The following is a 17,946-nucleotide window of genomic DNA, read 5'->3' as shown; positions in this document are numbered from 1 at the left end:
ATGAACGCGGTGGTTTACGATTGACGATTTGTTCGGCTAGCGACGACTGTCTCAGTCGTCGAGGTCTTCGTCGAGTAACTCGGCTTCGATGCCGAGATCTCGAGCGACGTCGACGACCATCTCGTAGTCCTCGGCGCTGGCCTCCCGAACGTCGCTGAACCAGAGGTCGTCGTCGGTGCCCTCCTCACCGCTTTCGCCCCAGTACATCTCTTCGGGTGCGTCGATGAGCGCCTGCTGGATCGCATCTTTCTCTTCCTGAGCCAGGTCGGGGCTGACTGCGATCGGCGCGCGCGGAATGCCTTCGACCTTCTCGACGAGTTCGATCCCGTCGAGGTACTCCTCGCGTTCCTCGTCTCCGTCGACGACGGCTGCGAACATGCCGACCGCCGCCGCATCGGCGGTGCCGGACTCGAGTTGCTGAATCGCGGCGGCGTGATCCGAGAACGACGCCTCGAAGTCGGCGCCGCTGCCGTCGCGCGGCAGATCGCCGACGTCGAGTCCCTCCTCCATGAGCATGTGCAGCGGGAACAGTGCGCCGCTCGCGCTCAGGCGGTCGGCGAAGGCGATCTCCGCCCCTTCGAGGTCCTCGATGGACTCGATGTCGGTGTCTTCACGGGTGACGATGACCGACGGGTAGTCCCAGCCACCGAAGGCGTAGCGCTGAAGGATGATCTCGACTTCCTCGGAGCGAACGCCGAGCGCGGCCGCGAACGGCCCCATCTCGCCGACGTCTGCGGTCCCGCTACCGAGTGCGGAGATCACAGCGCTGTAGTCGCGTGCGTACGTCGTCGAGGCGTCGACGTCGAGTTCCTCGGAGAGGTGGTCGGCGACGGGTGCGTACTGGGCGTCCATCGTCTCCTGCGGGTCACTCGGCGACATGATAAACTCGAGTTCGCCGTCGAGTTGGCGACCCTCCTCCTCACCGTTGCCGGCATCGTCACCGTTTCCGGCATCGTCACCGTTGCCCGCGTCGTCACCGTTACCACCGGTATCGTCGTCGTCGTCGCCATCGCCGAGACAGCCAGCGAGTCCAGCGAGCGTTGCAGTACCGATTGCGCCTGTCGACTGTAGAAACGTACGTCGGTCCACCATTGCGAATCAGTTTAGAATTCTTGAAGACCATGATAAACCTTCCTAATCGGTTCACGGTCCTCTCTATTGTGATACGTTGGCACTCTTCTCGACATTGTTTTTCGACGAACGGCAACAAAATAACCCACGCAGACTGGAGTGGTACCTGAGCTGATACGTGCGGCGGGATACATTACGGGGCGTTCGTACCCGGTGGCGGTGAGACGGACACGAACGGAAACGAACTTGCCGGTCGCCCACCGAGAGCGTGTATGAGCCAGCTGTCTCCTGTCGAGTCGACGCTCGCCTCCGTGGTCGTCGTCGATTACGGCCTCGGGAACCTCAGAAGCGTCACCCGCGGTCTCGAGCGTGCGGGTGCCGCGGTCGAGATCACCGACGACCCCGAAGCGTTCGCCGCGGCCGACGGCGTCGTCCTGCCCGGCGTCGGCGCGTTCCGCGAGGGGGTCGAGAACGCCGAACCGCTCCGGGAGGACCTCCTCGCGGTCGCCGAGCGCGGCCAACCGCTGTTCGGCATCTGTCTCGGAATGCAGATGCTCCTGACAACCAGCGAGGAGGGCGAAAACGAGGGGGAATCCGCCGTCGAGGGGCTGGATCTGATCCCCGGCACCAACGTCCGCTTTGCGGAAGGCCAGAAGGTACCCCACATGGGCTGGAACGAACTCTCGGTCGAACGGGACCACCCCCTCGTCACCGGCCTCGAGGACGCCTCGGAGACGGATCGAAGCGACGAGTCGGCCGGCGGCTCCGTCGACGGGCAGTACGCCTACTTCGTCCACTCTTACTACGCCGTTCCGGACGACGAGAACGCGACCGTGGCGAGCACGGAGTACGGCCGCCCCTTCCCGTCGATCGTCGCGAACGACGATGGAACCGTCTTCGGAACCCAGTTCCACCCCGAGAAGAGCGGGGAGACCGGCCTGCAGATCCTGCGTAACTTCGTCGAAATTTGCGCCGACGAGTAGGCTCGAGTGACAGTCAGCTCCTAGCGGTCAGTTAACACGCACCGTCGTGTCTCACGGTATACATAATTAGGATATTAACTATGTTATTGTGTAGGCGCAGTTTTATTATGGGTAACGATTATTACATAGCAATGCTCGATCCGGTTCCCATCTACGTCGAACTCGGCATCTACCTCTACTTCGTCGTCGTCGGGCTGATCGGTTTCGCCGTCTACAGCCGAACCTGGTGGCGACACCGCTCGCGGGGCACGCGGGAGTACGAGGGCGAACTCGAGGCCTGACTCCGGGCTCGAGTTCGAGCCGCTGCGATAACTCTCGCGCTCGGTGCATCGGGTTCTGTCGATAGCCGAACAGCTACCCGGCGCTTTATACGTGTGGACGGCTCGACTCAGCGCCGGCTGATGAGTTCTCTCGTAGCCCTCCCGTCGAGCGGATGACGGGGGGTCGTGGCCTCTCTACTCTCGCGCAAACAATGGTGTCGATCGAGTTACTTGCTCACTCCGGCCGAAACGTGGCGGTCTCGGTGGCGGTGGATCCGTTCCGGTCGGTGATCCGAAGCGCCACGGTGCTTGGCTCCTCGAGGCTCAGTCTGGTTCGCATACACACGCCGGTCGTATCGAACTCTCCGTCGCCCGTCGTGTCCCACTCGTAGCACTCGATTTCGGTCGGGGCGCTCGAGGACGAGCCGTCGAAACGGAGACAGGCACCCTTCTTCGGATCGATGTCTCTCGGTTCGAACTCGATGCGAGCAACGACGGCGTCCTCGTCGTCTTCATCTCTGTCGTCGGGACCGTCCTCGCCGTCGTCACGGTCGTCCTCATCCGGGTCGTCTTCGTCAGGATCGTCCTCGCGGCGTTCCGCCGATTCGACGAGCTGGAGTGCGCCCGCCTCCGTCCACGTGGTCTGGGTCTCGAGGTCGAGCTCTCGCCGCGTGACTTCGAACAGGAACGAGTGCGCTCCAAGCTCACTCGCGGCTTTGGTGACGAGCATTCCGGGCGTGTACTGGAGCGCCTGGGTGCCGAAGTCGTGCTCGGGCATCGAATCGGGGACGTAGTTCTCGTTCAGGTGTGCCACGGCCGCGTCTGCACGGGTTCCCTCGTCGTTCTCCGTCGAATAGAAGATCATCTGCCCGTAGGTGCCTTCGTCGACCCCGTAGATGCCCCATGAACTGTGCAGATCGAGGAGTGTATCCGGCTGGTGCTCCTCGACGACGTCCCAGATTGCACGCGCGATTTCGGTGGGTGGTTCGTCTCCGACGGGGAACTGCCGGTTCAGATCGGACTCTGCGGGACCGCCACGGGTTCCGTCCGCGAGTGCGGGTTCGTTCGCTCGTGGAATCACGACGAGGCGACCGGAGTCCGGGGTCCACCCGAGAAGGTTCTCCGCGGCGATTGCGCCGCTCGCTTCGTCCCCGTGTAGCCCACCGACGACCATCACGGTCGGCCCGCTCGTGGAGGCGTCGATCACGAACACCTCCGTTTCGTACTCGGTTCCCTCCATGATGGTGGTGGAGTCTCGTTGCGCGTCCTGGGCGGCCGTCGTGGTACTGACGACGCCGGCGAATGTCGCGACGCCCGTTAGCTCGATGAAGCCGCGTCGAGTTGTCTGATGAGTCGGCATGCATACTCTTCTGCTACTGTCACATCGATTAGTAATAGCAAAATCCCGACGTGAGTTGTCCTATTTATTAATACTGTGGTGAGAAACACGTGAACCTGGTTGTTAGCCGTTGTCTCTGCTAGAACCGACTCGATAGGATCCCGTGAACGCGTGGTAGCCGCGTCTTTCGAGGTCGACCAATCGACGAACGCTGTCCAGAGAACGTTACAGAAACTCCCGGACTTCCGAGTACCACATGTCGTGGTAGTCGACGTGGCCGACCCGGCGGGCGATGGCGACCGCCAGGGCGTGCCAGCAGAGGTCCGTCGGATCGTCCGAATCGAGGTTGTACTCGCTGTCCTTGCAGGTACAACCCCGCCCCTCGACGACGTACTCGTCGTCGTAGCCGACGACGATCGTAAAGTCGCGGTAGACCTTCACGCGGCCCTCGGCGACGGCCTCGATGGCGCGAACCCCGCGGTCGCCGTGCAGGCGGGAGATGCGGCCGACGATCTCGGGCGTGAGTTCGCCCGTCTCCTCGAGTCGGGCCTCCCACCGCTCGACGGGGTTCGTTTCGGGCACGATCCGTACTCTGTACCGAACTGTAAAGTCGGTTTGGTTGTCCGCGGACCGTGGCGCTTTTCGCAGTTCCCGCGCGAGTGATCGTATGCGCGTTACGGAGGGCGGCGTCAACCTCGAGGTGCCCGCCGAGTCGACCCAGGGCGTCGAGGCGTCGGTGTTCTACAACCCACGCCAGGAGTTGAACCGCGATCTGACGATCGTGACGCTGCGAGCCTACGAGGAGCGCAACCCCTACGCCGAGTCGTATCTCGACGCGATGACCGCGAGCGGGATTCGTGGAATCCGCGCAGCCGCGGACGGTTGGGATGTGACCTGCTGTGATCGCGACGAGGCAGCGGTCGACCTCGCCCGCAAGAACCTCGAGCGAAACGACCTCGAGGCCGACGTTCGCCACGCGGACGCGAACGTCGAACTCCACCGGAGTGCCTACGACGTGGTCGACCTCGACCCCTTCGGGACGCCGATGCCCTTTGCCGACGCCGCCTTCGCTCGCTGTCGGAACCTGCTCTGTGTCACCGCGACGGACACCGCCCCCCTCTGCGGGGCGCACTTCAACAGCGGGGTGCGATCCTACGGTGCCGTCCCGCGGAACACCGACTACCACCCCGAGATGGGCGTCCGAATCCTGCTGTCGGCGCTCGCTCGAAGCGGTGCCCGCTTCGACGTCGGCGTTACGCCCCTGCTGACCCACGCGAGCAGCCACTACGTCCGGACCTACCTCGAACTCGAGCGCAAGCCGACGGCCGCCGACGCCGCCCTCGAGCAACTCGGCTATCTCTCTCACTGCGAGGACTGCCTCTACCGCGAGCACCACGAGGGGCTGATCGCCGACCCCCTCGAGACGTGTCCGAACTGCGGGGGCGAGCGGCTGCTCGAGGCGGGGCCGGTCTGGCTGGGATCGACCTGCGAGCCCGCGTTCGTCGAGGCGGTTCGCGACCGGGTTCCCGACGAGTTCGGCACCGCGAAAAAGGGGCGGGCGCTGCTCGAGACGGTCGCGAGCGAACTCGAGCAGCCGACCCACTACGACCAGCACCGGCTGTGCAAGGAGTGGGGGCTGCCGGCGAACGCGATGGACGACTTTCTCGCGGATCTTCGGGAGGCGGGCTACGCCGCTTCTCGAGCCCACTACAGCGGCACGACGTTCAAGACGGACGCGACAGTCGGCGAAATCCGGGCGGCGACGGCCGACAGTCTCACCGACTGAATCACCCTTCCTGTTTCCGATCAGATTTCGGCGTCCTCGAGCGGCGCGTACAGCCGGACGAGCCCGCAGTCTGGACAGCAAACGGCCTCGAGTTCCACCGTGTCGCCGACGCCGAGTTTGCCGAGCACGCCCTCGCGGGGACCCGCATCGACCGTGAGCGTGAATCCGCCGTTCGATCGAACGGTCGTCGGCTCCATCTCGAGGCGACAGTCCGGACACTGTGGCGCTGTCATGGACGACCGTTCTTTCTGGGACCTCATATACACCCGTCACTCCCCGTTCCGTCTGTGATATTTAGGCACCGGTCCCGTAGCGGATGGTGTGATCGACCGAACGGAGGGATTCGAACTCGGCCGGCGCGCGGTCACCCTCGCGCGGACCGAACAGCTGACGCTGCTCGCGGCGGGGGTCGCCTACTACGCGTTCGTCTCGCTGGTGCCCCTGATGTTACTCGCGCTGGGTATCGCCGGCTCGATCGGCGGTGACGCACTGGCGCTGCGGGTCTCTGCGGCCGCCAGCGACGTTCTCACGCCGAGTGCACAGCAACTGCTGGTAAACTCCATCGCGGACGAGACTGGTCAGCGAAGCGCGACCGTCGTCGGTGCGCTGGGGCTGCTCTGGGGTGGCAGTCGCGTGCTTCGCGGACTCGACCGGGCGTTCTCGGAGGTGTACGGAACCGTCGCGACGAAGTCGCTCGTCGGGACGTTCTGGGACGCGCTGATCGTCGCGCTCGCGATCACGGCCGGACTGGTCGCCCTCGCCGTCCTCGAGTTCGCGGTCGTGTTCGTGCCGGTCGTCGGCCTCAGCGTCGTCGGGCCGCTGTTAGTTTTGCTCGGGTTGATCGTCGCGTTTCTCCCGCTGTACGTGATTTTTCCCGACGCAAACGTCGGCCTCCGGGAGGCGATGCCGGGGACGGTCGTATCGGCGATCGGCTGGCTCGCGCTCACCCGGCTGTTCACCGTCTACGCCACGGTCGCCGGCGACTACGCGTTTTACGGCGCGCTGGGTGCGGTGTTGCTCGTCCTGGCCTGGCTCTACATTGCGGCGATCCTCGTCGTCTTCGGGGCGGTCCTCAACGCGGTGCTCGCCGGCCGTGACGCGGACCGGCAGGTACAAAGTCCCGGCCCGCGACAGTTTTCGACAGAAGCGATGACCGACGACGCCACGGGGGCTGACGACGGGGTGACGGAACGCGACACCGAGACGGAAACCGCTTCCGGAACGGGTGGCCGCGTGAGCGCCCGGACCGCCGACCGTGCCCGGGACCCGGAAGCGCTCCGCGAGGAGATCGAGCGGCTTCGAGACCGCCTCGAGGAGTTCGAGGACGACGTCGAGCGCCGGACGGTTCAGAAGGAGTCGCTCGAGGCCGAACTCAAGCGCTACGTTCGCAGTCGGGCTCGCTCCGGCCACGCCCACGGCTGGGGCCCCTATCTCGTCTTGCTGTACGGCACCGCGATGGCCATCGCGGCGTTTTACTTCCTCAGCGGCGGCTGGGCCATTCTCGCGATGTTCGTCGTCTGGACCTCGACGCTCGGCGTCTACGTGCTGATGGTGCTGTTCGGTGCTGGGCTATCGGTGCTTGGGGTTCCGGGTCGCATCAGAAACGTGATCAGCGAGCGGCGGTCCTGATCACCCCCCGCCGAACCGACAGTTCTACCCGCTCTGACAGTGTACCGACCGGTCGATGTGGTTCGATCCAGCACACGTCGAAGCCGTCCGCGATAGCTTCCCGGAGTGGACGGCGTTCGTGTTCGCCTTTCTCTCGTATCTCGGGAGCGTCTGGGTCGTGCTCCCGACGGTCGTCCTGGCATACTGGTTCGTCGACCGCCGCCGGTTCGGCCCGTGGCTCGGAACCGTCATCGGCTGTTACGCTATCATGGCCGGGTTGAAGGGGCTGTTCGCCGTCACTCGCCCCGGCGTCGGTCCGGCAATCGCGCCCGCGGAGCTACCGGCCGTCGTCGCCCTCGTCTACGCCCCGGCGGTGAAGGTCACGACCGAGAGCTTCCCGAGCGGCCACGCGCTCGCCGCCGTCGTCCTCTGGGGGATGGTCGCTCTCGAGACCGACGTCGGAACCCGCCGGATGCGGTTCGTCGCCGCCGCCGTTATGGTCGCCCTCGTGAGTTTCTCGCGGATCGCCGTCGGCCTCCACTACGCTGCCGACGTCGTCGTCGGCGCGGCCGCTGGGATCGTCTACCTCGCAGCCGTGCTGGCGCTCCGACGGCGGGTCGCCTCGAGCGGCCGAGAGACGGAAACCGCCACCGTGCTCGCACTCGCGGCAGGATTATCGATCCTCGCGGTTCTCACCGCCGGCCGGCCGGATGCGGCCGTCCTCGTCGGCGCCTCGCTCGGCGCGCTGGCGGGCTGGCGGTACGCGTCGGCGACTCGAGAACCGTTCGGAAACGTGAACCGGTCGGTTCTCGGGGGTGGGCTCCTCGCACTGGCCGCTCCCCTGGCCGTCGTCGGCCCGACAGCGCTCCCCTGGTTGGCGACCGGCGTCCTCGTCGGCGTTCTCGTCATCGGGGTTCCGTGGCGGTTCGAAACCGTTTCTCTCGCTTCGAGTGCGAACACGGAGTAACCGCTCCCTCGCTTCGGGATCCGTCATCACTTCGTCATCCGGTGACTGCAGCCGTGACCCGGTGGCTGTAGCCGCCGCTCTCGGCTGTCTGTCGCGACGAAAGAACGTGCGTACCGGATTGCGACGCCGTTAGAACGTCTCGAGGTAGCGATCGAGCTCCCACTCGGAGACTTCGACGATGTACTCCTCGAACTCCTGGCGCTTGGCCTCGACGAACTTCGGCCCGATGTGGGGGCCGAGGGCGCTGTACATCGCCTCGTCCTCCTCCAGGGCGTCGACGGCCTCGCCCAGGTTCGCGGGCAGGGTTTCGATGCCGTACTCCTCGCGTTTCTCCCCGTCGAACTCGTAGATGTTCTCCCGGACGGGGTCCGGTGCCTCGAGCCCCTCCTCCATGCCATCGAGGCCGGCGTGGATCATCACCGCGAGCGCGAGGTAGGGGTTACAGGAGGGATCGGGCGAGCGCAGTTCGATCCGGGAGGCCGCGGGGACGCGGGCGGCGGGCCGGCGGATCAGCGCCGACCGGTTGCGGTCGGACCACGCCACGTAGACGGGCGCCTCGTAGCCGGGGACGAGACGCTTGTAGCTGTTGACGGTCGGGTTCGCGATGGCCGTGATCGCGGGGGCGTGTTCCAGAATCCCCGCGAGGAACGACTTCGCCTCGCCGCTCAGATTGAACTCGTCGTCGCCGTCGTGGAAGGCGTTCTCGCCGTCCTCGGTGAACAGCGAGATGTGGGTGTGCATTCCGGAGCCGTTGATGCGAGCGATCGGCTTGGGCATGAACGTCGCGTGATAGCCGTGCTGGGCGGCGATGGCGCGGACGACCGTGCGGAACGTGCCGACGTTGTCCGCCGTCGTGAGCGCGTCGTCGTACTCGAAGTTGATCTCGTGTTGGCCCTCGGCGACCTCGTGGTGGCTGGCCTCGACCTCGAAGCCCATGTCCTCGAGCCCGTAGATGATGTCCCGGCGGACGTCCTGTGCGAGGTCCTTCGGCGCGAGGTCGAAGTAGCCGCCGGCGTCGTTAGTTTCGGTCGTCGCGCGACCCTCCTCGTCCTCCTCGAACAGGAAGAACTCGGGTTCCGGCGCGGCGTTGATGGTGTATCCCATCTCGTTAGCGCGCTCTAAGGCCTGCTTGAGGACGTACCGGGGGTCGCCCTCGAACGGCTCGCCGGTCGAGGTGTTGATCACGTCACAGATCATCCGGGCGGCGGCACTCTCCTCGTTGTCCCGCCACGGCAACACCGCGAACGTGTCGGGATCGGGTTTGAGACGCATGTCCGACTCCTGGATCCGGACGAAGCCCTCGATCGAGGAGCCGTCGAAGTAGATCCCTTCGGTGAAGGCCTTCTCGGCCTGCCGAGCGGGAACCGAGACGTTCTTTACCGTCCCCAGGATGTCCGTAAACTGAAGTCGGAGGAAGTCCACTCCCTTCTCGTCGATCTCGTCCAGCACCGATTGTTCGACCGCAGTCAGATTTCCGCTTGTCATCTTCTGGTCGGTCTACCCAACTACCTCTACTACTAAAATCCTGCTGTTCTGAGCAAACCTTTCGCTCCTCGTCTGAAAGTGGATATTCGTAAAGTTCTAATGGGTGGGGTGAGTGGGTGAACGTGATGACGTACGAAAATCTTGATGCAAAGTTGGTGAATGCACTCCTCGGCGACGGCCGGGCGAGTCTGCGAAGTCTGGCGGAGGAACTCGACGTCTCCGTGACGACCATTTCGAACCACCTCTCGGACCTCGAGGAGGAGGGCGTTATCAACGGCTACACGCCGCGGGTCGACTACGACGCCCTCGGCTACGACGTGACCGCGGTCATCCAGCTCAAAGTCGAAGGAAACGCCCTCCCCGAGATCACGGACACGCTGCGCGATCACCGTCAGATGACGAGCGTCTACGAGGTCACCGGCGATTACGACGTCATCGCCATCGGGAAGTTCGAAGACACCGACGGGATGAACGACCAGATCAAGGCGCTACTCACCGATCCGGACATCAAGGAGTCGAATACGAGCGTCGTGTTGAATTCGGTTACCGAGAACGAACAGTTCGAACTCGAGATCGAAGACTAACCCTTTTCGACCTCTCTACGAGGTGTACTCGCCGCCGCCATCCGCGAGCGCGTCGAGCGCCTCGTCGACGTCGCCGGCCTGGACCCCCCACAGCGTCGCGTAGCGACCGCCGCGCTCGAGTAGCTCCTCGTGGCTGCCGCGCTCGACGATCCGGCCGCCCTCGAGGACGAGGATGGTGTCGGCGTCCTTCACCGTCGAGAGCCGGTGGGCGATCGCGAGCGTCGTCCGATCCTCGGTGAGGCGGTCGATCGACCGCTGGATCAGCAGTTCGGTTTTCGTATCGACGGCGCTGGTCGCCTCGTCCAGAATCAGGATCTCGGGGTCCTGGAGGACGGTCCGGGCGAGGGCAATCCGCTGGCGCTGGCCGCCCGAGAGTTTGACGCCGCGCTCGCCGACGCGGGTTTCGTACCCGCTCTCGAGGTCTTCGATGAACTCGTGGGCCTGGGCGGCCTCGGCGGCCTCGCGAACGGCCTCGTCGCTCGCCTCGAAGTGACCGTAGCGGATGTTGTCGGCGATCGTTCCGTCGAAGAGGAACGTCTCCTGGCTCACGTAGCCGACCGCGTCGCGGAGGTCGGCGAGGCGCACGTCACGGATGTCGTGGCCGTCGACCCGTATCTCCCCGTCGCTGACGTCGTACAGCCGCAACAGGAGTTTGAGCACCGTCGACTTGCCGGCGCCCGTCGGACCGACCAGTGCGACGGTATCTCCGGGTTCGGCGACGAACGAGAGCTCTTCGACGACGACTTCCTCCTGACCGTCCGCTTCGTCGCCGACCGCCCGGCGCTCGTCTGCGGTGTAGCTGAAGGAGACGTCGTTGTACTCGACCCGGCCGGTCACGGGCTCGAGTTCCCCCGGTTCCTCGGGGTCGGTGACGTAGATCGGAATGTCCATCAGCCCGAAGACGCGCTCGCTCGAGGCCTTGGCGTTCTCGTACTGGTCGACGATGTTCGACACCTCCGCGAGCGGCGAGACGATGAACTGGGTCAGAAAGAGGAAGGTGACGAACTCGCCGACCTGCAGCGTGCCAGTCATCGGTCCCGGCGCGGTGCCGGTGGCGATCCACCAGCCGCCGACGAGGAACGTCGCCGCGAAGGCGATCCCCGCCAGTAGTTCCATCCCTGGCCGGTAGATGTAGGAGAGCTTGAGCACGGCCATCGTGTCGTCGAACAGCCGCTTGGAGGCCTTGCGCACTCGGCCGACCTCGTACTCCTCGCTGCTGGTCGTCTTCGTCAGGTTCATCCCCGAGAGGCTGTTCTCGAGGCGGGTGTTGAGCCAACCCACTGCGGACCGCTGGCGGACGTAGCGGGGCTCGACGGTGACCATGAACCAGTAGGTGAAGGCGAACATGACCGGGACCGCGACGAGCGTGACGAACGCGAGCTGCCAGTTGATGAGAAACAGGATCGCCGTGATCCCGCCGACCATCACGAGCAGCCGAACCGAATTGATGAGCGCGTTGTCCAGGAACATCTCGAGGTTCTGGGTGTCGTTGTTCAGCACCGCCATGACCTCGCCGGTCTGCTTGTCGTCGAAGAACGTCATGTCGAGGTCCTGCATCTTCCGGAAGCAGTCGACGCGGACGGTGTGCATCACGTCGTGGGCGAACAGGTTGCCCGAGACGCCGTAGATCCAGGTGAAGACACCGACGAGAACGAACGCCCCCGCGATGGCGCTCACGGAGAACCAGAACTGGGCCATCTCCGTCGCCGGCAGCCAGGCGTCGGGAACCACCGGGAGGCTATACCCATCACCGCCCTCGGTGAAGATGGCGTCGATAGCCGCCCCGAGGATCAGCGGCGGCACGAGCGAGGACATCTGGGCGATGAAGTTCGCGGCCATGGCGATCGAAAACCAGTGCAGCCTGCCGGGACCGTACTCGCGGAACAGCCTCGTTAGCGGGCGGTCGACGTGCTCTCGATAGGCATCGAACGGCGTTTCGTCGTCTGTGGCACTCACTGGCAGGTCGCTACTGTTTCGGAACGTAAATGCTGTCCGATTTTCACGGAGCCGGATGGCTAGTAGCGGCCGCTGTCAACGGCACCGCTATCGAACGCCGTGCGTGCAACGAGCGTCTTGAGTCCGCACCAGTAAACAGTGACTTCATTTGTTTATTTTATCTTAATTGTGAAACTCATTCTCAGTACAAGGGATTTAGTGTGTATAGACCGCTGAAGTCGGACTATTTAGGACTGATTCGTGTACTATCCAATCCTCAAATGGATAAGGACGAAATTTGATTTCCGCGTCCCCGATCTCAATAGTGACAGAAAACCTGCGTGACACCGTTTACTCCGAGAGACGATTTTAGAACTCGGGGTACGAAAATCGCGCGACGGCGTACCGGTTTGTGTGAATGTAGTTCACCGAGCGCGGCGCGTGCGCCGCGCTCGGACCGACGACTGATGTAAGGCGTGCGTAGCACGCCGAACGGAAGGAGGAGGTTTTTGTACTAAATTTTGCCGAGGGCGCGGCTTCGCCGCGCCCGCAGAGCAAAATTTAGCTTTACATCATGCCGCCCATGCCACCCATGCCGCCGCCCATGCCGCCGGCACCGGGTGCACCGCCCTCGTCGTCGCCTTTGTCAGTCGACAGATCGCCGGCGGAGATGATGTCGTCGATCTTGAGCACGAGGTTCGCGGCTTCCGACGCACTGGTCACGGCCTGTTCTTTGGCGTGAGCCGGCTCGACGACGCCCGCTTCGAAGGTGTCCTCGATGTCGTTCGAGAAGACGTTCAGGCCGGCTCGGACCTGGCCGTCCTCGTGGGCCGCCCGCAGGTCGACCAGCGTGTCGATGGAGTCGAGACCGGCGTTCTCGGCGAGCACGCGCGGGACGAGCTCGAGGGAGTCCGCGAAGGCCTCGACGGCCAGCTGTTCGCGGCCGGAGACGCTGTCGGCGTAGTCACGCAGGCGCGAGGCGAGTTCGACCTCGATCGCGCCGCCGCCGGCCAGCACGCGGCCGTCGGAGACGGTCTGGGCGACGACGTCGAGCGCGTCGTTGACGCCACGTTCGAGTTCGTCGACGACGTGCTCGGTCGAGCCGCGGAGCAGGAGCGTGACGCCGTGGGCGTCCTCGCCCTCGACGTAGAAGTGACCGTCCTCCTCGTCGCGGGTGATCGTGCCGAAGCCGAGGTCGTCCTCGGTCGCGCTCTCGAGGTCGGAGACGATCGAGGCGCCGACGACCTCCGAGAGGAACTCGAGGTCGGACTTCTTCGAGCGACGGGTCGCCAGAATGCCCTCCTTGGCGAGGTAGTGCTGGGCGAGGTCGTCGATACCCTTCTGGCAGAAGACGACGTCGACGTCGAGGTCGGCGATGCGCTGGACCTTCTCCTTGAGCTGTTGTTCCTCGCGGTCGAGGAACTTCTGGAGCTGGTCGGGGTCCGTGACGGAGACCTCGGTGTCGACGTCGGTCTCCTCGACCTCGATCGGGTCGTTCAGCAGCAGGATGGAGGCGTCCTCGGCCTCGGTGGGCATGTCGTCGTGGACCGGGTCCTTGTCGATGATACCACCCTCGAGCAGTTCGGACTCGCCGACGGCGCGGCCGGTCTGGGTCTCGATGTTGAGGAACTCGAGGTCGACGACGTTCTCGCCCTCGTCGGTCTCGACGGTGACGCCGGAGACCGCGTCGACGATGAGCTGGGCGAGGTGCTCCTTGTTGACCTCGGCGCCCTTGCCGGTCATCGATGTCTCGGCGGTCTTCTTCAGCAGGTCCTCGTCCGTGGTGTCGATCTCGGTCGCGATGTCGTCGATCTCCTCGCGGGCCTGCTCTGCGGCCATGTGGAAGCCCTTGATGATGGCCGTCGGGTGAATGTCCTGCTCGAGGAGGTCCTCGGCGTTCTTGAGGAGTTCGCCCGCGATGGCGACGGCGGTCGTGGTGCCGTCGCCGGCCTCGTCCTCCTGGGTCTCGGCGACCTCGATGATCATCTCGGCCGTCGGGTTGTCGATGTCCATCTCCTTGAGGATGGTTACGCCGTCGTTGGTGATGGTGACCGATCCCATCGAGTCGACGAGCATCTTGTCCATCCCCTTCGGACCGAGCGTCGAGCGAACGGCCTCAGCGACCGCGCGAGCGGCGCTGATGTTGTAGTCCTGCGCGTCGCGGTCCTTGACGCGCTGGGAGTCCTCGCTCATAACGATCATCGGCTGCCCCTGTTGCATTCGCTGACTCATAGTCAGCCGATTCTATGATTGTCCTTCTACATAAGTGTGGTGGTATTCGATTCTCGCATACTCCGAGATTCGCTCCAGACAAGCTCGAGAAACCGCATGAAGGGATGCGGGTACGCCGTTACGCGTGCGGCTCGTTACCGTACTGCCCGCTCGAGTCGTTACCGGTCGCATCGCCAGCATTTATATACGCCTCCCGACTGCTAACTCTCACGATTCGATCGGTTCGATCAGCGACGGGCCGTCCCGTGCCGGACCGTTGACAGCCGTCGACACCGGATACGCTCGCATCTCGTCGGCCGAGTACGGCTCGAGCAGGTCGCTCGCCTCGCTTCCCTCGAGCCACTCCCGTTCGCGCTTGGGGTCGAGGATCACCGCCATCCGGTCGTGGAGGTCGGCGACCAGTTCGTTCGGCTCGGTCGTAACGACCGTTACGGTCTCGAGGACGGTGTTCTCACCCCCTTCCCCGCCAGCACCGAACGCGTCGAGGCCCGTCTGGGTCGTCTCCCGTTCCCACCGCTCCCAGAGTCCGGCCATCGCGTACGGCCGGTCGTCCTCGAAGGTGACCCGGTAGGGCCGCTTCCCATTCGCGGTTTCGACCCACTCGTAGAAACCGTTCGCGGGCACGAGACAGCGCCGATGGGCGTAGGCGTCCCGAAAGCTCGGCTTCTCCGCGAGGGTTTCCGCCCGCGCGTTGATCAGCCCGCCGGTGTCGTCGTCGGCCCACGAGGGGACGAGCCCCCACTCGAGACGCCGAATCGTCTCGGGGTCGTCGTTCGTGATGACGGGGACTCGCTGGCCCGGCGCGATGTTGTACCGCGGCTCGAACGAGTCCCGGAATCGCGCGTCGAAACGTTCCTCGAGTTCGTCCTGCTCGATGAAGAGGGTGTAGCGTCCGCACATACGGGTACCTCCGTCGCGCGTCGTCAAACCCGTGTCCCTGCGTGTCGCGATGAGCGGCGGTTCCCGGACCCGTAGGCGGTCCATACTCGGACTGTGGCGCTGGTATCTACCGATTACCGGTTCCCGCCGACGAAGTATGGCGGAATTTACCATACGGCTTCCGAGCGATTCACTAACTGGGGTCGACATGGACGATCGATACGAGATGGTGGTGTGTGAACGCGGACTCCTCGAGCTCAGAGATCGTGACGACCCCGACTGCTGGATCGCGACCGACGCCCCTGTCGAACTCGAGCCCTGATCGCGTCCTCGCTTTTTTCATCCGGTTTCAGCGTGCTTCCCGGACCCGGTAGTCACGCGTAGCCGCCAGAGGACGATCACGAGGACGACGGTGAGCCCGACCGGGATCCACATCGCCGCCTGAATCGTTGCCATTTCGGCGACGACGCCGACGACCGCCGGAACGACGGCGATCCCGACGTAGGTCGCGGCCGTCGCGAGCGCGCTCACCGGCCCGCTGTACTCGGGTGCCGCCTCGACGCCGTAGGCTGACAGTAGCGGAAACAGTGCGGAGACCAGGAGTCCGACCACGAAGGCGGTCGCAACGATCCACGCCCCCGGGAGACCGCTGACGGTGAGTGCGAGCGGCGCCACCGCGAGCGCCGTCGTCACCAGCGAGAGCCCGAGGTAGGACGCGGAATCGACGAGTCGCGCGTAAGCGAGGCGGCCGGGAACGTACGCCAGCAGGTACGCCGATAGCGTCGCGTTCGCGATCGGTCCGTCGAGAAACGTCCCCGCGTAGTAGGGCAGCCAGGTGAAGACGACGCCCTCGATCCCGCCGACCAGCGCCATCGCGACCAGCGTCCCCCTGATCGCCGGCTTTTCGAGCAGCACAGTGAGCGTTTCCCGGTCGAGGCTGTCCTCGTCCCAGGCGGCCGGCGACTCGAGCCACCAGACGACCGCGGCGACCGGCAGCAACCAGCCAGCGATCAACAGGAAGACCAGCGGCCACTCGGCCACCCGGAGGACGGCGCTCACGACGAGTGGGCCGGTGACCGCGCCGACCGCCCACGCGAGTCCGTAGAGGACGAACACCCGCCCGAGGCGACCGGGGTAGAGGTGGCTCAACAGCGGGCGGTCGACGGCTCGAAAGACCCCCGCCGCAGCGCCCTGAGCGAGCAGCGCGAGCAGGAACAGCCAGTACGTCGGTGCGACCGCGATCGCGAGCAGGGAGACGATTACGGCGGAGACGCCGGCCAGCAGGGTGGTCCTGGGCTCGAGTCGCCCCGCGAGCAGTCCGACGAGCAGGATCGCGGCGACGAAGCCGATCGTTCCCGCGGGCGCGACGAGTCCGAGGAGCGCCTCCGAGACCCCGAAGGTAGCCTCGAAACTCGAGAGCAGGGGGCCTCGAGACTGCATCGCCATCGCATCGCCCGCGACGAAACAGAAGGCGACCCCGAGCCACAGCGTCCGCCGGTTCACCGGGTATCGTTTTCCCGACGATGCCCTATAGTTCGCGGTTTCCTGCGATCGGCGCGCCTGCGTTCTGTCGGGTACGAACTGGACGGAGACCACGCTCGACGTGGTGCGAAGCGTTGGACGTGACTCTCACAGGGCTCGTTGACTGTCAGTGTACCCCCCCGTCGTGACCGGCCAGACGACCGGCTGCGACCGCTGGGAACCCCGTCTCACCGGTCACTCCGGTCCTCGGTCGTCGAGGAGAAGTCGTCCACGAGAGGGTAGGTCGCCAACTGCGCCGCCGAGAGCAGGACGCGATCCTTCTCGTAGCCGTGACTGATCGATTCGACCATCCCGTCGGCGTCGGTCAGCGGTACTGATCGGACGGTCGCTCCGCGGTCGTCGACCTCGAGCACCAGCAGGGCGTGGGGAAACGACGACACGGCGGGAACGGTGAGCTCCGTCACCCCGTCCGAGCGTTCGATCGCGGGAAAGTGGAGGTGGCCCGTGACGACCAGCGCCACCTCGTGGCTGACGAGCAGTTCGACCAGCGGTTGCGGGTTCGTGAACCCGGGGACCGCTCCCTCGACGGGTAGCTCCGATCCCCAGCGGTCGTAGCGCTCGCCGGTCGCCGGGAGGTTGTGGTGAACGGTGACGATCACCGACTCCGTGTTCGCGTCCTCGAGTGCAAGATCGAGCCACATCAGCTGTTCAGCGTCGACCCGCCCGTCCCAACTCTCGGCTGGCGACCCCGGAGCGGCGGCGTGGCTGTTGAGCCCGATCACCTCGACGTCCCCGAACCTGACCCGAAACGGAAGCCCGTTCGGCGTGTACCGGTCCTCGAAGGTTTCGACGGGGAGCGACTCGCGCTCGTCGAACTGCGTCGGGAGGTCGTGGTTGCCGGGGACCGCGACCATCGGCGGCTCGAAGTCGGCGATATCGTCGAACAGATCGAACTCGGCCGGGAGGCCGTTGCGCGTGAGATCCCCCGCGACGACGACGCCGTCGAGGCTCCGCTCGTTTACGTACTCGACGGCCGTGCGCAGGTGGCGTTCGGTCCGGTGAAACACCTTCCACGTCCCGGTCGCGTCCGCCGCGAGATGGACGTCCGAGAGGACGGCGACTCGCGTCGGCTCGACGGCCGTCGGCAACTCGAGGCGGGCGAGGATCTGTCCCTGATGGCTCTGTGCTGCCATTACGGGATCCACGGGAACGAACCCGATAACTCTGGGCCCGGCGCGGGTTCGATCGCGGATCGTTCGCGATGCACCCCATTGGGTATTTACCACTCGCGCGAGTGGCAAAATACGCCGCCCACAGGATTGTAGTACGAAAACG

16 protein-coding genes are annotated in these 17,946 nt (G+C 64.9%); 6 read left to right on the top strand and 10 right to left on the bottom strand.

Annotated elements, in window-relative coordinates:
- Nucleotides 1-51: 51 nt before the first annotated feature.
- The gene (gene phnD, locus AC6I6S_RS06890) at nucleotides 52-1,092 is read right to left on the bottom strand and encodes a phosphate/phosphite/phosphonate ABC transporter substrate-binding protein (RefSeq protein WP_497948996.1); all 1,041 of its coding nucleotides are present in this window, start codon (nucleotides 1,090-1,092) and stop codon (nucleotides 52-54) included.
- A gap of 251 nt (nucleotides 1,093-1,343) precedes the next feature.
- Between phnD and hisH the strand changes: the two genes are divergently transcribed.
- Both hisH and AC6I6S_RS06880 read left to right on the top strand, forming a co-directional pair.
- Nucleotides 1,344-2,054: an imidazole glycerol phosphate synthase subunit HisH gene (gene hisH, locus AC6I6S_RS06885; RefSeq protein ID WP_497948995.1), complete on the top strand. Its 711-nt coding sequence runs from the start codon at nucleotides 1,344-1,346 to the stop codon at nucleotides 2,052-2,054.
- Between the two features lie 131 nt (nucleotides 2,055-2,185).
- Nucleotides 2,186-2,335, top strand: coding sequence for a hypothetical protein (locus AC6I6S_RS06880; protein ID WP_497948994.1), 150 nt, complete (start codon nucleotides 2,186-2,188; stop codon nucleotides 2,333-2,335).
- 214 nt (nucleotides 2,336-2,549) lie between these two features.
- Here AC6I6S_RS06880 and AC6I6S_RS06875 read toward each other — a convergent pair whose 3' ends face one another.
- Entirely contained in the window at nucleotides 2,550-3,674 is a 1,125-nt protein-coding gene (locus tag AC6I6S_RS06875; protein ID WP_497948993.1) for a succinylglutamate desuccinylase/aspartoacylase family protein, read from the bottom strand.
- Between the two features lie 204 nt (nucleotides 3,675-3,878).
- On the bottom strand, nucleotides 3,879-4,235 hold the full coding sequence (locus tag AC6I6S_RS06870) for a hypothetical protein (protein ID WP_497948992.1): 357 nt from the start codon (nucleotides 4,233-4,235) through the stop codon (nucleotides 3,879-3,881).
- Between the two features lie 85 nt (nucleotides 4,236-4,320).
- On the opposite strand from AC6I6S_RS06870, the gene AC6I6S_RS06865 reads away from it, so the two are divergent.
- Nucleotides 4,321-5,439: a tRNA (guanine(26)-N(2))-dimethyltransferase gene (locus AC6I6S_RS06865; protein ID WP_497948991.1), complete on the top strand. Its 1,119-nt coding sequence runs from the start codon at nucleotides 4,321-4,323 to the stop codon at nucleotides 5,437-5,439.
- 20 nt (nucleotides 5,440-5,459) lie between these two features.
- On the opposite strand, the gene AC6I6S_RS06860 is transcribed toward AC6I6S_RS06865, so the two are convergent.
- Complete coding sequence (locus AC6I6S_RS06860) at nucleotides 5,460-5,672, bottom strand: hypothetical protein (protein WP_497948990.1); 213 nt, start codon at nucleotides 5,670-5,672, stop codon at nucleotides 5,460-5,462.
- A gap of 88 nt (nucleotides 5,673-5,760) precedes the next feature.
- Here AC6I6S_RS06860 and AC6I6S_RS06855 point away from each other — a divergent pair, with 88 nt between their 5' ends.
- Complete coding sequence (locus AC6I6S_RS06855; RefSeq protein ID WP_497948989.1) at nucleotides 5,761-7,068, top strand: YihY/virulence factor BrkB family protein; 1,308 nt, start codon at nucleotides 5,761-5,763, stop codon at nucleotides 7,066-7,068.
- Between the two features lie 55 nt (nucleotides 7,069-7,123).
- Complete coding sequence (locus AC6I6S_RS06850; protein WP_497948988.1) at nucleotides 7,124-8,014, top strand: phosphatase PAP2 family protein; 891 nt, start codon at nucleotides 7,124-7,126, stop codon at nucleotides 8,012-8,014.
- Between the two features lie 129 nt (nucleotides 8,015-8,143).
- Here the strand turns inward: AC6I6S_RS06850 and glnA are convergent, their stop codons facing one another.
- A complete protein-coding gene (gene glnA, locus AC6I6S_RS06845) occupies nucleotides 8,144-9,499 on the bottom strand; it encodes a type I glutamate--ammonia ligase (RefSeq protein WP_497948987.1) in 1,356 nt (451 codons plus the stop codon).
- Nucleotides 9,500-9,624: 125 nt separating this feature from the next.
- On the opposite strand from glnA, the gene lrp reads away from it, so the two are divergent.
- Nucleotides 9,625-10,083 (top strand): HTH-type transcriptional regulator Lrp, encoded by a 459-nt coding sequence (gene lrp / locus AC6I6S_RS06840; protein WP_497948986.1) that lies wholly within the window; start codon nucleotides 9,625-9,627, stop codon nucleotides 10,081-10,083.
- A 15-nt stretch (nucleotides 10,084-10,098) separates the two neighbouring features.
- Here the strand turns inward: lrp and AC6I6S_RS06835 are convergent, their stop codons facing one another.
- The 5 genes from AC6I6S_RS06835 to AC6I6S_RS06815 form a co-directional block, all read right to left on the bottom strand.
- Nucleotides 10,099-12,039, bottom strand: coding sequence for an ABC transporter ATP-binding protein (locus AC6I6S_RS06835; RefSeq protein WP_497948985.1), 1,941 nt, complete (start codon nucleotides 12,037-12,039; stop codon nucleotides 10,099-10,101).
- A 546-nt stretch (nucleotides 12,040-12,585) separates the two neighbouring features.
- Nucleotides 12,586-14,238, bottom strand: coding sequence for a thermosome subunit beta (thsB, locus tag AC6I6S_RS06830; protein WP_497949306.1), 1,653 nt, complete (start codon nucleotides 14,236-14,238; stop codon nucleotides 12,586-12,588).
- 219 nt (nucleotides 14,239-14,457) lie between these two features.
- Nucleotides 14,458-15,150, bottom strand: a complete 693-nt coding sequence (locus tag AC6I6S_RS06825) for an SOS response-associated peptidase (protein WP_497948984.1) — start codon at nucleotides 15,148-15,150, stop codon at nucleotides 14,458-14,460.
- Between the two features lie 318 nt (nucleotides 15,151-15,468).
- Nucleotides 15,469-16,632 carry an MFS transporter gene (locus AC6I6S_RS06820; protein ID WP_497948983.1) on the bottom strand — a complete coding sequence of 388 codons (1,164 nt, stop codon included), beginning with the start codon at nucleotides 16,630-16,632 and terminating at the stop codon, nucleotides 15,469-15,471.
- Nucleotides 16,633-16,838: 206 nt separating this feature from the next.
- The gene (locus AC6I6S_RS06815) at nucleotides 16,839-17,804 is read right to left on the bottom strand and encodes a metallophosphoesterase family protein (RefSeq protein WP_497948982.1); all 966 of its coding nucleotides are present in this window, start codon (nucleotides 17,802-17,804) and stop codon (nucleotides 16,839-16,841) included.
- Nucleotides 17,805-17,946: the final 142 nt, after the last annotated feature.

The sequence above is a fragment of the Natrononativus sp. DTA114 genome (assembly GCF_059736515.1).
Note: the sequence above shows the minus strand (reverse complement) of the source record. Positions and strands in the feature narration are given on the sequence as shown.